Here is a 14,065-nt window from a genome sequence, read left to right as displayed (position 1 = left end):
CGCTTTAAAGTTTTAAATTATCAAAAAATTGCAATTTCATAATAAGATTGCCGAATCCCGCGACAACCAGCGCGCTCAAAGCAATGCTCGTAGTGAGCGCAAGCCGGCTTTTATCTTTTAAAATGATCGCGTTTATAATTCCTTTCAATGTTAACAATCCAAAAGCAATGGCTAAATAAGCGAAAAATTTCGGCCAACCCACGACGAAAGCGGTAAAAAAAGCAAGATAGATATCGGATTTTTCAAAAAATCTCTCTTGCGAAAATTTATTAATTAAAAACAAAAAGCCCGCCCAGATCGTTCCAACGAACAAATTAACGACTTCCGGCCGCCAAAAATGAAAATAGGCGTAACTGGCAAAATACCATGTATTATGCGGCGGCAGAAGATAGCGGCTCATCGGATCCAATTTCCACGCATTATAAGTCGCGATCGTGAGATAAGCGCCTTGCAAAATAAAAAGCGCTATCACGATCAGAACCCCGCGCTTGATCAGTTTAAGATCAAGCTCGCGAGTCTTAAACCAGGAAACTAAAATAACACCAAGCCAAAAAAGCGGAACGGCGAAAATCAGAATGTTTAGAATATTTGCAATATTCATCTGTTAAATATAAAAATTTACAATTTTCAAGCGCCAATTTTCAATCAAATCCCAATGAACTAATTTTCAAATTGAAAATTAAAACATTGAAAATTCATTGAAAATTGAGAATTGTAAATTGAAAATTTTACTTCCATGGCTAATATTAAGATAGATCGTTAGACCCAATATCAAACGTAAGCCGTAGATACCAATCGAACGATCTATCAAAATATTTTTATCTGACAAAACTCTAAATAATTTAAAAATCCGTTCCAGCACCCAAGATATCCAGCTTTGTCCCAACTTCATAATAAGCAGTGTTATTACCGCCGTCTTTGGTCATTTTATTGCTAAATTCACTGCTCTCCAACACAGCGTCTATTTCAAAAGTTAAATTAGTATCGTGGCAAGCGTAGCGATAAACTTTGTCGAGGTTGGTAACGGCGGAATAAGTGCCAATGCTATTTGTCGGATCAAGCGGCATATTGGAAACTGGGGAACCCCCTGTTATCCCGCTTAGATTGACAGGCAGCCAGCCTGTTCCGTCAGTCTTGCCTATATCAGCCGCCACCACTTGCCCGGCAACTACAAGCGCGCTGCCATCCAAAGTGCCCGTAATGAGAGTTGTGGAATCAACCGAATAAAAAATCTTATCATTGGCCGCCCAAGTACCAGCTCCGGCACCGGTTTTACAAGCGGTGTTCGCCGCCGCTCCTCCCAAATAAGCGGGATTAACACTAGTTAAATATAAACCAATCGCGGTTTTTATAGTAGAGAGATCGCTCATTCTCTGAGTATCGCGGCTTTTTTTCAAACTTTCCGCCGGGTTTAAGATCAACACCAGGGTGACTGACAAAATCGCCAAAATCGCGATCACGATCAAAAGCTCAAGTAGTGTAAAACCTTTCGTTAGATTTTTGCTCGTTTTCATTCTTTCACCTCCTTTTAATTAATATTTTAACATTAGAATTTTATCCGCCAGCCGGCGGATCGTGAAACAGCAAACTATTTTATATACTTGCTGATCTTATTAATGATCTCTTCCAATGTATACTCTGTTTTAATAAAATATTCAACCGCTCCCAAAGAAAACGCTTTTTCCTGATCCGATCTCTGCCCAAGATTGGAAAGCGCCACTACGGGAATGCCTTTCATGCTTTCGTCGCTCTTGATCTTTTTTAAAAATTCAAACCCGTTCATTTTCGGCAGCATCAGGTCCAAAACGATCAATTTAGGCATTTCTTTTTTAGCCATCTTAAATCCTTCGTCTCCATCCAGCGCCACCAAAACATCATAGCCCGATCTCTCGAATTTTATCTGATAAGCTTTGATCAAAAAACTATCATCTTCAATAATTAGAATTTTTGTTTTTTCTTTTTTCATATCGCTTTTTTAAAAAATTATTGCTTATGCCGCCGCATATCTTATATTTTACAATATCCTTTACTTATTGGCAAGAAAAAATAGAATACCGATCCCTTATTTTCGCTTGATTTAAACCATATTTTACCCCCAAACACGTCTAAAATCGACTTCACGATATACAGTCCCAAGCCTGTGCCGCTGGCATTATAAGACACGGCATTATTAGCGCGGGAAAACTTTTTGAAAATCTTGTACTGCTCCGCCTTAGGTATTCCTATTCCTTTATCAGCCACTGAAAATAATAATAAACTGGAATTTTTCTTTACTATTTTAACGATTATGTCCGCGCCGCTGGGACTATATTTTGACGAATTAATAACCAAATTATCAATAATATTTTTAAGTAAAACTTTGTCTGTTTCTATCTCAAGTTGCTTGTCCTCCATCCCCAAAAACTTTATTTCTTGGTCTTTTTTTTCCAGCAGCGGCTTAAGCTCGCTCAAAATTTTTTCGACAGTATCTTCTATTTTTATCTTTTCTAAATTAATAATCAGCTGTTTGCTTTCGATGCGGGACATGCTAAGCATCGTGTTCACCAAATTGATCATGCTCTGATTATTAACATACGTTTCTTTTACTATATCCAATTGTTTCTTTTTAAGAGCGCCCACGTCGCCGTTAACCAAAATTTCCAAAAACCATTTTGTCGCGGAAAGCGGAGTTCTTAATTGGTGGGAAGCGATAGAAATAAAATCGGAACGCATCATTTCCAGTTTTCTTTTAGCGGTAATATCGCGAAAAACCACGATACAGCCCATAATTTTTCCCTGCCGGTTCTTGATTGACGTAATGCGCTCTTCGATATAAATCAAACTCCTTCTTTTAATCATTAAAACAAAATGCCTGTCCGCGACAACAACATCTCCTTTTAGCGCCCTGTCAATATGTTTTGTTTTTTCTTTTTTGGTAACCTCGTCTAAGAATTTCAAATATTTATTATAAACAACCCCGCGCAATTTGGTAAATTTAAAACCGGTAAGCGCTTCCGCCGCCGGGTTGAAAATAATGATCTTTTTTTCTTCGTCTATCGCGAACACAGCGTCTCCAATGCTATCAAGGATCGTTTCCAGCCTGTTTTTTTGCTCTTGTGCGATGTCGCGTTCAACATAAACGCTTTTTAAAGCGCTTTCCAAATTAATGCGGGCAAATTCGCGATCTTCTTCGGCAGTTTTTAACTCGCTGACATCCCTGAAAACAACAATCGCGCCGATAATCCCCTCTCTGACAAAAGGAGCAGTGGTAATTTCTACCGGAAACACCCTTCCGGAAACACTCTTATAATAAATATTATCTTTAATGGTGACCGATACGCTCTTTCCGCTTTTCAACATTCTTCTAGCCGGCCATTCATCCGGAGGAAGCTCCTTGTCGCCCTTTAGAAGCGCTAAAATTTTTTTAATATGCTTGCCAACCGAGTTTTTTGCAACTACATTCAAAAGTTTTTCGGCCGTCTTGTTCAACAAAATAATATTCAGATCTTTGTCCAAAACCAACAATCCTTCGCCCATCGAAAAAAGGATCGCTTGAAGCTCCTGACGCTCTTCTTTTATTTTTTTGTCTGAATTTTGAATGCTATCCATCATCTCATTGAACACTTTGATCATATAGCCTATTTCATCATCAGCTTTTATCATGACTCTTTGCTTGAAATCTCCCTGCCTGATCTTGCTAATCGCTTCTCTAGTCGCGTTAATCGGCTTAATGACGAAAAAGTCTAAAAACAAAGCAAGCATTGCCAGTAAAAGGAATAATCCGCCAAAAATAATCAGCACTGCGATATTATCATTTTTAATATCGCTGGAAACAGCTAAAAAAACAGCTGCTATAAAAATAACAAAAGCGGCAACGATCGGCAAAAATAATTTAAAAAATAAATTCAGTCGCATAATAAAAAACCAAAATGAAAAAAATCAAAATGCTCGCTTAGTTTTTAATATTTACATTTTGAATTACTTTCATTATAGCATAAAGCCGAGTTTTAATTAATACTCGGCTTTATATCTCAACAACAAATGCTAAAATAAATTAATTTGACTTTACAGCTTTTTAATTTTGTTATTTGTCATTGAAGGTTCGCTTGCCTCGCTTAATCCGCCAATCGACGAAGAAGCGAGACGCAGGAAGGAAGTTGGAACGTATTTACAGCAAAAACGATTTAAAATTATACCTGTTTATTAGCTAATGTTCGATAATCTCTAGTTTTGAATTTTCTTTTTCTACTCGCATTCTTGCTGTTCCGCCAATTGGAAAAGTGATTATTGGATCAGTATGTCCAAAGTCTACATTGGCAATGACTGGAATTTTATCCAATTCTTTTTTGGTCTTTATTATCTTGATTAATTTATCATCTGTCATCTGGCTAGCCTTCTGAAATCTACCGATAACAATTCCTTTCACTCCTTTGAACTCAGGAAGATGAATGAGGGATTGCAAGTCTCTATTAAAATGATATGGCTTTGATTCTTCATCGTCTTCGAGAAACAATACCGAACCTTCTAAGCTAGGGAAATACTCAGTTCCTTGTAAAAGATTAAATGTGCAAAGATTAGAACCAACAATCGTTCCTTCTGCTCCTCCTTCGTTTATCACTAGCCAACCAGGGTTAGGAACAAGATTTCTATTTTTTTGATCCGCCCACCACATATCATCAGTCCAATTTTTACTTGGTAAGACTTCAAAAGGTTTGTCTTGAAGTAAACATTTTTTAAAATATTCTAAAGTATGGTCAAAATACAGCTCATGGCCAAAAGTTGAATAGTGTGGCCCAGAATAAGTTATCAGGCCTGTCTTGGCATATATCGCATTATTCAAAGCGGTAATATCGGAAAAGCCACAGAGTATCTTTGGATTCTTCTTGATTAAATCCCAATCAATGTATCTTAAAAGCTGGTTACTATTGAATCCGCCAATCACGGTAAAAATCGCTTTTACATCAGGATTACTAAACGCCTCATGCAAATCTTCAATGCGCGATTCGATTGAGTAGGAAACAAATTCGTCTACTTCTTCAATGTGTTTGCCAAAACTCAATTTCAACCCCATTTCGAAAAATCGACGATTCGCGATATTTTTACTTTCTTCGGCGATAATCGACATTGATCTTGATGGCGCAATAACTCGCACTTCATCGCCTTTTTTAAGTTTTGCTGGTTTAATAATTTGCATAGATTTATAGTTATTATTTAATTTAAATTACCATAAAATCAGCTTTTAAGCAACGGGTATCTGTCATTTCTAACATAAAACGAGTAACCAAAAAAGCGAGATTTTACTCGCTTTTTCAGCTTTCTGGACGGGGACGGATCATTTGCCACAAAAATAATCGGCTCCCCCTACTGGACGCATTCAGAACATTTGATTGGAAAACATTAAATCAAGAATTTAACTTTTTAAAAAACTTGAAAATGTTGAATTGCGATTTATAGTAAATAAAAAAGCAGACTAAAATCATGCTTTTTTACGAATCAAGTTTTTTTAAATATTCTTTTAAATCTCGGATATAATCATTATACTTATCTTTTTTTCGGTGACCTTCGCCATGGAAGCCAAGCTCTTTACGTTCTTCAATAAAATCAAGATTAATAGTATTTTCTCTAAGAATAAGATAATAAACAATCCGATAACCACCACTTTTCCCTTTATTACTATCGGGATTCGGTATACCAGCGGCCCAAGCTTCATAACTATTTTTTGGTGATCTATAAACAAGCTTTTGACGAGGAATTTCATTCCGACCTACAGTAGGTGCCCATGATTTAATTGCTTCACGTACAGTAATAGAAATAACGATCTTATCGCACATGCGGACAAACTGTTCTCTTTCAACATAAATCCATGCCATATGCGTAACAAATTACCGAAAGAAATCAATGTCGCTTGCATAGGCATAATCGACAACTTCATACGGTTTTGAATAAAACCAAGGCGCTTCAAGATGCGTCTGCGCAACGATTTTATCGGTCGGCCAATTTCCGAATTCGTCACAAATTTGCTTAAGCAGTTTACTTTGATCAACGGAGAAAACAGACTCGTCTAATTTTGTTGAATCTTTAATCTTAAAATTTATCATTTCGCCATTTTTGTAGTCAATGGTTTGAATATCAATCGCTTGGTCACTATTAAGTTCAGTAAGTATTTCGCCAGCATGTGAGGGTACAGGACCATATTCTTGATGAATATATAAATCTCCAGTAATAGATTTTTTATGATCACGAAAATATACAAAATCAAGATAATATAAAAGCTTATTAAGTTTTGTGCCGTGTAAATACTGATTATTACAATACTTAATAAAATACAAAACAGCGTTTTTATATATACGCTCGTCAATTTTTGGGCATGTAGTATTAACCATAGATCTATTTAAATGATATTATACAAACTTATACTCCAGCTTATAATAACATTATTACAGAGATAGTCAGTAAATTCATTTATAAGTGTAGGACATTTAACTATACCACTTTAACACTAGATGTCAATAGTCAGACACAATCCTATAATTAATTATAACACATTCTGGTTTTAATGACTAATTATGTTATCCACAATTTAACATGATCAGATGAATTTTGCATTAAAACGCAACATTGCTGTTTATGCTTAATATTGCAATTTCAACCATATTTGATAGAATAAATGCAATAATTCCAACGAGGCACGAATACGAAAAATAGGATAAAGCCGAACGAGGCGGATTACTAGCGACATCTATGACAATAAGTTAAAAGAATATAAAGAAATACAACAAGGACTGCTTGAAAAAATGCAAAGGCATAGTATAGCCGATGAAAGCTACTATTTGGCTGTAAATCAAGTATTAAGCCTATCACAAAGGGCTTCAGAAATTTTTGAAAGTTCTGAACCAAACGAAAAACGGCAATTGCTGAATTACTTGCTTCAGAACTGCCGTTTAAACGAAAGAAATCTTTTGTTTGAGCTTAAAAAGCCCTTCGATGCACTTGTAAAATATAACAAGTGTCCAGAAATGCTCCCCCTACTGGACGCATTCAGAACTTTTGACTGGAAAGGTTTAAATCTAGAATTTGGATTTTTAAAATTTGAAGCAATAAGTATGCTAAATTAAAAAGAGTAAACCGCATGATTCACTCTTTATTTGTGTCGTTTTGTTATTTTTTCTTTAGCCAAAATTTCATTGGCCATGTCCAGCATTTTATCGGGCGCACCTCTATCTCTTTCAAAAATATAGTTATCAGGGGTAAAGTGTTTTTTATTCACTTTTTCTATGTCAGTCTTACATCTTCTTCCTTGGTAAGAATCTAAACCAAATCGTTGCACATTATTTGCTTTTTTAAAAGGCAATAATGATACACCGAATTGAATCAGAGAATCTACATCCTTGTTTGAAATAGAATCATTTTTGTCATAAAGTATTGTTCCCAAAACTATGCCTGGAGTTGTGTAATTCGGCTCTATTATTACTCCTTCCGCCAATGACCTTGCTGTTGCAAAAGAAGCTTTTAATATAGCCCGCGCTACATCAAGCTCTGTTTCGTCATTCCCTACATATATATGGGTTGTCCCATTAATCTTTTCGTACTTCATCTATAAACTCCTCCTGATTATCTCTTCCTTTGTTCCCGTTTTATTCTATTCAGAAATATCGTTTTCCAATAGGATATTCACATGCAAGATGAAAAAAATCTATTCTAAGCATAAACGATAGCAATCAGTCAGCTTTCGTTTGATATGTTAGATAATTTTGTTTCTCTGTAGGAACTTTCTTTGCGATTTTTTCTTTAATACAATTAACATTTGCCATTTTAATCCTCCATTATTTTCCTTTACGGAACAAATATAGTAAAAATCGTATTTATTACATCTGTTCCATAAAGGATTTTTTTAAAAGAACAATTTCGCCTCCGATGATTCCATCAGGGGCTTTTCTAAATCTACAAATTATTTTGTGGACTTGGAAAATGAAAAGGGAATTTTGCTTTTAATATAGCTCCCTTAATTGCTTTAAAATTTTTAGTTTATTTACGAAGTTTTTCTTTTTCTTTTATCTGTACAAGAAGCTGATCAATCTCTTTGTTGGTTATTTTTAACTCATACAAACTGATTACGCCATCTTTAGTAGCTTGTATTACTACTTCTGCAAAGTGCATAGCGGGCTGTAGGCCAAAATCTTGATCACATATTAAATGCCCCAAATACCTAATAGCTTCTCGTCGCTGAACCTCTTTAACATACAGGTCAATTTTTTCATCAGTTGTTTTTAACTCGTCCCAACTGATTATTTTGTTTCTAACAGCTTGCTTTATTTTTAGCGCATCAAGCTTTGCTGTTTCAAAACAATATCCTTTTTTTAATCTTTTGAGCTCTTTTATTGCTTCAAGTCCTCTTTCATCTTTCATATTTATTTTTCCTCCAGAATATGCATACCTATTTTTACATTGCTGTAAGTCTAGGATTTTTCGCCACGATTTCTACATCATGACTAGCCAGTATAGCAGGTTTTAAGCCAAAAGTCAATAGTCGGTGGTATTAAAAATAACCGCTTAGATAAGCGGTTATTTTGACAGCTCCGAACGCTGAACGAAATCCGAACTTTTTTTAGCGAAAATCCGAACGCTGAATTTTGATGCTCCGCCCCGCCGCCGCTCGCTGATGCTCGCTCCGACAAAGAAAAGTTTTGTTCACGATTTTTTATTTGCGCGCGCCCGATTTTTTCTTCTAAAAGGAAAACGAAACTTTTCTTTGGCTGTCTGCTCTGAACGAGCAGGGCGGCGGGGCTTCGCTTCGGCTCGGGCGAGGCGGAATTCCCCCCACACCCCCCTTCCGCCTCGCCCTCGCTTGGGCTGGCGAAATTTTTGACGGCGGAAATAATCTTTTCCTTGCCCCACCCTCCCTGCGCGGAAAAGGTTGCAGAACTCCCTAATTTAGTATATGACAATTTGGAATATGACACAATGGCATATTATAATAAAAATACTAATATGACAAAAGCAATTTATTCAAAAGACCATAAATACATTGTTGAGCAATTAAAAAAAGCTCGCCAAGGAGCGGGCTTAGATCAGGCAGAAGTTGCAAAATTGCTCGGCAAGACACAATCCCATGTTTCCAAGGTTGAAGCGGGTCAGCGGCGTATTGACATTGTTCATTTACGGGAATTCGCAAAAATATATCGGAAAGACATATCGTTTTTTATTAAATAGATTATGAAATATAAAATTACAAGAAAAGATTTCGATACCGCGTTTAACTTTGCCCTTAGGTATCATCTTGAACCAAAAAAATCTCAGTCTTCTCGAACATCTGGGGCTTCAAGAGGTTTGGGCGGAGTTTTGGACAGTTTCATTCTGGGAAAACTCGTTGAGCTTGGAGTTGCTAATGTTCTTAAATCATTAAATCCGAGCAAAGATTATATTTTAGATTTCGATATCAAGCAAAACAACGAAGTTCTAAATGAACCAGATATCGTTAGTGTTGTAGAAAATAGAAAAGAGAGAAAGCCCAAGTGTTTTTTGGAAATAAAAAACATTTCCAAAGATGATCGGTGGATCGGTCTTACGCTTGAACAATTTGATACGATTAAAAGATCATCTAAGCCAGAGAATATTTTTGTCATAGGCGCTTATATACAGAATAACAATCAAGGGAATATCAAGCAAAAAGATCTGTTGGGAATTTATCTTAGAGACAAATTTAAGTCTGAGATATTTAAAGATTTTACCAGCATTGAAAATATCGAGATAGTTATTGAATATGCCATATCTGGAAAAGAGCTAGATGAACATGGCATCGAATTTAAGAAAGGTTTTTTTATGTATGAAACAGAGATATTTGAAATTGCTGGAAAACAGACGGACAGCAATATAGGCAAGGGAAAACTAAAGAAGATCGGGACTTTTTCAAATGGCGTTCTCGAAAGATATGTTATGGATAGCAAATTTCCAGATCCTAAGTTTATTGGGAATATTAAATTCAACGGCAAAATTGAATCATACGAAAAACTTAATCAAAAAAGCTCACGGCGATTTATTCATTGCCTTACTAATGTTGTAGTTTCAAATGATGTGCTTGGAACATTCAATCTGGAAAAAGGGAAGACATATCTTTTCAATCTTCATACGGTCGGGAGAAACCCTGCTTTAAATAGAAATAATATTTGGATAGCGAAAAGAAACATCCCGTCTTTGCAGTCCAAAAAATTAATCACCGAAACCGAAAAAAATCTTGAGCACATCGCGAAAGAAATATAATCCTATTCCATTGCTTTCATCATTTGTCTTGCGACAGCCTCAATTACTGGCACGCTTACCGAATTTCCAAGCTGTTTATATAGGGCAGAATCTGCAATTTGCGGCAATTTGTAATTTTCCGGGAAACCTTGAACGCGAGCGCATTCTAGCGGAGTCAGTTTCCTAATTCCTTTCTTATCTTTAATAATGGGCACATTATGCCCCCCCATGCCCATGTTTGCTGTGAGCGTTGGACAAACACCGCTTTTATTTTCACGGACATATTGCCTGCGCCATTGATATACTTTTCCTTCTTCTTTTACAAAACCTTTCAATTTTTCATATAAAGGTTTTCCATTGTAATAATACTTTTCAGAGACATTTTTTTCTAGCAAGTCATTGATCTTTTTCGATAGTTTTATCGGATCGGGAAAAGAAAACTTGTCGGCATAATCTTTATTTTTGAAACCTACAATATAAATTCGTTCTCGATTCTGCGGAATATTCCCGTATTCCATGCTATTTAAGACTTTAGGTTTTATGTGGTAGCCGAGATTTTTCAATGTTTCCTCGATTATTTTGAAAGTTTTTCCCCCGTCATGGCTTTTTAGATTTTTTACATTTTCTAGAAGAAAACCTTCTGGCTTACGAGCATCGATAATCCGCGCAATATCGAAAAATAAATTTCCACGCCCTTTTTCGTCGTTAAATCCCTGCCTATATCCTGCGATAGAAAATGCTTGGCAAGGGAACCCGCCTAATAAAAAATCAAATTCTGGCAAATCGTCTATGCCGATTTTTCTTATATCCTCAACAATTAATTTCGAATCCTTAAAATTAAGATCGTATGTTTCTTTACATTGAGGTTCAAAATCATTTGCAAAAACAGTGCTAAAACCAGCATTTTCAAAACCAATCCTTATTCCGCCAATACCTGCAAATAGGTCAATGGTTCTGAATCCATGCCTTGTCTTTTTTTGTGGTTTTTTCTCCTCTTTTGTATCTATATTCCTAATTATCTGAACAACCACGCCCCTCACTTCAACTTCTTTTCTATAAAAAGGGAGCAAGCTTTGATTTCTCGGTTCTAGCCGAAATCTTGTTTTTTCCCGATATAACTTTTTAAGCGTTGCTTCGTTGTCGTCAATAATGGCCACGACTGTCTGTCCATTTTCTGCTACTGATTGTTTTTTAATCACGACAATATCGCCATCAAAAATACCTTCGTCAATCATACTTTCACCGACAACACGGAGCGCGTAATAACCCTCTGAGGTTTTAATGCTAGGATTTATAAGTGAAATCGTATCCTCTATATTCTCTATTGCTTCAATCGGCTGACCGGCAGCAATTCTCCCAATAATTGGAATCTCAATAATTGATTTTATTTTTTTCTTAAGAGAGATGCCTCTTGCTGAATTATCAGATTTTGAAAGATAGCCTTTTTCTTTTAGGGTATTTATATGTTCGTGAATTGTTGAAACCGCCCTAAGTTTTAACTTCTTCCTAATTTCTTCAATCGTGGGCGAAATGCCATTTTCAGCTCGATATGTATTTATAAAATCGAAGACCAGTTTTTGTTTTTTTGTCAGAGTTTGCATATTGCTATAAAAGTTAGTTTGCGCTACAATTCAATTATAACCGAAAAGGAACCGAAAATCAAAGCGGTAGTTATCCACAGATTTTTAATCAATGTTTTATGGACGTTTTTTCTAAAAAGAAAAGAAGCGAAATAATGTCAAAAATTCGCTCGAAAAATACAAAAGCTGAGCGCATTGTTTTTTGCGAGCTCCGGAAAAGAAAAATCTATTTCCAAAAACATTATAAAAAAGCCGCTGGTTCCCCTGACATCGCCTTTCCTAGAAAAAAGATAGCAATTTTTATTGACGGGGACTTCTGGCACGGAAGATATTTTTTAAAAGATGAGAAGAGGCTTCCCAAAAAATACTGGCGAGAAAAAATTAAATCAAATATCTTGCGCGATAAAAGAAATCGAGCAAAGCTGAAAAAACAAGGGTGGAAAATTTTGAGAATCTGGGAGCATGAAATAATAAAAAATCCGATTAAAGCATTCTGGGAAATTGGTAAATTTATAAATAAATCGAAAGTATAAAAGAGCGAGTTATTCACATATACCATGCAAGAAGATAAATTAGAGAAAAAAACCGAAGAACAGCGCACAACGGACATTTCTAAGCATAAACGGGAAGGTAAAACTCTCCTCCCTCCGTTTCGGCAACTTCCAATGAGCCCTTCCTCTTGGAAAGATAATCGGATGCCGGAAATGCTCTGGGCTGTTTTGTTGATTGGAAATATAAAGCGAGAGGAAGCCCTTGATATTTTTCGAAAGGTTGCCGAGCTGGTGAGAAAAAATCCGACCTTATCGGATGTTACACACTCGGGAATAGCGACTTGGCCAAAAGAGAGCCGGATCGCCTTAATCAACCTACTTAAAGAATCACATCCCGAAGCACAAAAAATCTTGCGCTCGCTCGTCATATTTCCCGCGCTTCCAGGCTATAGTGAATGGAAAGAAATTTTAGGAGATCCAAAAGACGAGGGAGAGACCGCGGATTTTCTCGCAAAGGGCGTGAGTGCAACTTTATGGCATCAATCGCAAGAGGCCACCGATTGCAGATGGATTAAATTTTTATGCGAAATTCACGGCGGAAAAATAAAATTTTCAAGCTCTATTGGTGGAATTGATGAGACCTTGCGAGGCGTATTTGAATATCCAAACTACGGGGATTTGAGACACGTGCGTCCCTTTATACGCGCTTCCGAAATTGGAATGCAAATGAGAAATGAAGGAAAACAAAATGATTGGCCGGAGAAATTTTGGAAAGCATGCCTGCAATCAACACTCTGCGCACCTCTGCCAAGAAAAGAACAAAGAAAGGATAGTATCAGAGTAAGCCACGACCAAATTCACAGAACTAGACATCTCCTTCTGCTTCATTATCTCAAGACTGATGAATCTACTGCCATTGAGTCTAGACACGATGCAATATTTGGTTTTGGTTTCTATGCGTTAAGACTATTGGATGAATTAGTCGCTACGAATCTATCGAGAGGAATGATAGGCAGACTAGCTCTTAGGTCGTGCGTAGAAGCTTATATCACACTTTCTTATCTCATTAAGAAAAAAGACGAAGCTACATGGAGCGATTATCGAAATTATGGAATTGGGAAAATGAAATTAAGCTATCTAAAAAACAGGGATTTGAAGGACAAACCATCTTTTATTGATGAGGCATTTCTGAAGGAAATAACAAATGAAGATCAGTGGGAGGAGTTTTCTGATATAGATCTCGGGCACTGGACAGATTCAGATTTGCGAAAGATGAGTGATGATGCTGGGTGTAAGGATATTTATGACGCATATTACGATTGGACATCGTCTTTTTCGCATGGCAATTGGGGTGCAATACGAGAAGCCAATTTCGCCATGTGCGCAAATCCATTACATAGACTACATCTTATTCCTTCGGTTTCCGTCTATCCGTTACCCGGCGTGTTGGAAGACGTAGTAAAAATAACAAATTTTATTTTAGAGCTCATACACTCTCAGTATCCCGATCTCAACTGTAAGATTATGAGCGAACCTAAGCCAGAGAAAATTTCTTGGTGGAAAGGGATATATTCAAAAATTCGCTATCGTAAAATGTATAAATTCTTAGGCTTTATCACTGGCCAAAAATAAAATCGCCGTCAAAAATTTCGCCAGCCCAAGCGAGGGCGAGGCGGCAGGGGGTTGTGGGGGGAATTCCGCCTCGCCCGAGCCGAAGCGAAGCCCCGCCGCCCTGCTCGTTCAGAGCAGACAGCCAAAGAAAAGTTTCGTTTTCCTTTT

General features: G+C 36.8%; 16 protein-coding genes. 5 read left to right on the top strand and 11 right to left on the bottom strand.

The features are described from left to right. Positions 1–4 precede the first annotated feature (4 nt). The 7 genes from Q8N37_04820 to Q8N37_04790 form a co-directional block, all read right to left on the bottom strand. Positions 5–601: a hypothetical protein gene (locus tag Q8N37_04820; GenBank protein ID MDP3057804.1), complete on the bottom strand. Its 597-nt coding sequence runs from the start codon at positions 599–601 to the stop codon at positions 5–7. Between the two features lie 241 nt (positions 602–842). Further along, complete coding sequence (locus Q8N37_04815) at positions 843–1,514, bottom strand: type II secretion system protein (GenBank protein MDP3057803.1); 672 nt, start codon at positions 1,512–1,514, stop codon at positions 843–845. Between the two features lie 74 nt (positions 1,515–1,588). Continuing rightward, positions 1,589–1,966, bottom strand: a complete 378-nt coding sequence (locus tag Q8N37_04810) for a response regulator (GenBank protein ID MDP3057802.1) — start codon at positions 1,964–1,966, stop codon at positions 1,589–1,591. A gap of 41 nt (positions 1,967–2,007) precedes the next feature. Next, a complete protein-coding gene (locus Q8N37_04805) occupies positions 2,008–3,894 on the bottom strand; it encodes an ATP-binding protein (protein ID MDP3057801.1) in 1,887 nt (628 codons plus the stop codon). 292 nt (positions 3,895–4,186) lie between these two features. Beyond that, positions 4,187–5,164, bottom strand: coding sequence for an LD-carboxypeptidase (locus tag Q8N37_04800; GenBank protein MDP3057800.1), 978 nt, complete (start codon positions 5,162–5,164; stop codon positions 4,187–4,189). Positions 5,165–5,465: 301 nt separating this feature from the next. Next, on the bottom strand, positions 5,466–5,849 hold the full coding sequence (locus Q8N37_04795; GenBank protein MDP3057799.1) for a hypothetical protein: 384 nt from the start codon (positions 5,847–5,849) through the stop codon (positions 5,466–5,468). Between the two features lie 12 nt (positions 5,850–5,861). Then, on the bottom strand, positions 5,862–6,362 hold the full coding sequence (locus tag Q8N37_04790; protein MDP3057798.1) for a Panacea domain-containing protein: 501 nt from the start codon (positions 6,360–6,362) through the stop codon (positions 5,862–5,864). Positions 6,363–6,809: 447 nt separating this feature from the next. Between Q8N37_04790 and Q8N37_04785 the strand changes: the two genes are divergently transcribed. Next, positions 6,810–7,094 (top strand): hypothetical protein, encoded by a 285-nt coding sequence (locus Q8N37_04785; protein ID MDP3057797.1) that lies wholly within the window; start codon positions 6,810–6,812, stop codon positions 7,092–7,094. Between the two features lie 26 nt (positions 7,095–7,120). Here Q8N37_04785 and Q8N37_04780 read toward each other — a convergent pair whose 3' ends face one another. The 3 genes from Q8N37_04780 to Q8N37_04770 form a co-directional block, all read right to left on the bottom strand. Further along, a complete protein-coding gene (locus Q8N37_04780) occupies positions 7,121–7,573 on the bottom strand; it encodes a hypothetical protein (GenBank protein ID MDP3057796.1) in 453 nt (150 codons plus the stop codon). 431 nt (positions 7,574–8,004) lie between these two features. Further along, on the bottom strand, positions 8,005–8,385 hold the full coding sequence (locus tag Q8N37_04775; GenBank protein ID MDP3057795.1) for a hypothetical protein: 381 nt from the start codon (positions 8,383–8,385) through the stop codon (positions 8,005–8,007). Between the two features lie 83 nt (positions 8,386–8,468). After that, positions 8,469–8,939: a hypothetical protein gene (locus tag Q8N37_04770; GenBank protein ID MDP3057794.1), complete on the bottom strand. Its 471-nt coding sequence runs from the start codon at positions 8,937–8,939 to the stop codon at positions 8,469–8,471. A gap of 28 nt (positions 8,940–8,967) precedes the next feature. Here Q8N37_04770 and Q8N37_04765 point away from each other — a divergent pair, with 28 nt between their 5' ends. Both Q8N37_04765 and Q8N37_04760 read left to right on the top strand, forming a co-directional pair. Continuing rightward, positions 8,968–9,189, top strand: coding sequence for a helix-turn-helix transcriptional regulator (locus Q8N37_04765; protein MDP3057793.1), 222 nt, complete (start codon positions 8,968–8,970; stop codon positions 9,187–9,189). Positions 9,190–9,192: 3 nt separating this feature from the next. Beyond that, on the top strand, positions 9,193–10,236 hold the full coding sequence (locus Q8N37_04760) for a hypothetical protein (protein ID MDP3057792.1): 1,044 nt from the start codon (positions 9,193–9,195) through the stop codon (positions 10,234–10,236). A gap of 2 nt (positions 10,237–10,238) precedes the next feature. On the opposite strand, the gene lexA is transcribed toward Q8N37_04760, so the two are convergent. Further along, positions 10,239–11,816, bottom strand: a complete 1,578-nt coding sequence (gene lexA / locus Q8N37_04755; GenBank protein ID MDP3057791.1) for a transcriptional repressor LexA — start codon at positions 11,814–11,816, stop codon at positions 10,239–10,241. Between the two features lie 98 nt (positions 11,817–11,914). On the opposite strand from lexA, the gene Q8N37_04750 reads away from it, so the two are divergent. Next, positions 11,915–12,328, top strand: coding sequence for a very short patch repair endonuclease (locus Q8N37_04750; protein ID MDP3057790.1), 414 nt, complete (start codon positions 11,915–11,917; stop codon positions 12,326–12,328). 24 nt (positions 12,329–12,352) lie between these two features. Then, a complete protein-coding gene (locus tag Q8N37_04745) occupies positions 12,353–13,918 on the top strand; it encodes a DUF5677 domain-containing protein (GenBank protein ID MDP3057789.1) in 1,566 nt (521 codons plus the stop codon). Positions 13,919–14,065 lie beyond the last annotated feature (147 nt).

It is taken from the genome of bacterium (genome assembly GCA_030693205.1).
Taxonomy (GTDB): Bacteria; Patescibacteriota; Minisyncoccia; order JAHIHE01; family JAHIHE01; genus JAHILZ01.
The sequence above is the reverse complement of the archived record's forward strand: the minus strand, read 5'-3'. Positions and strand labels throughout refer to the sequence as shown.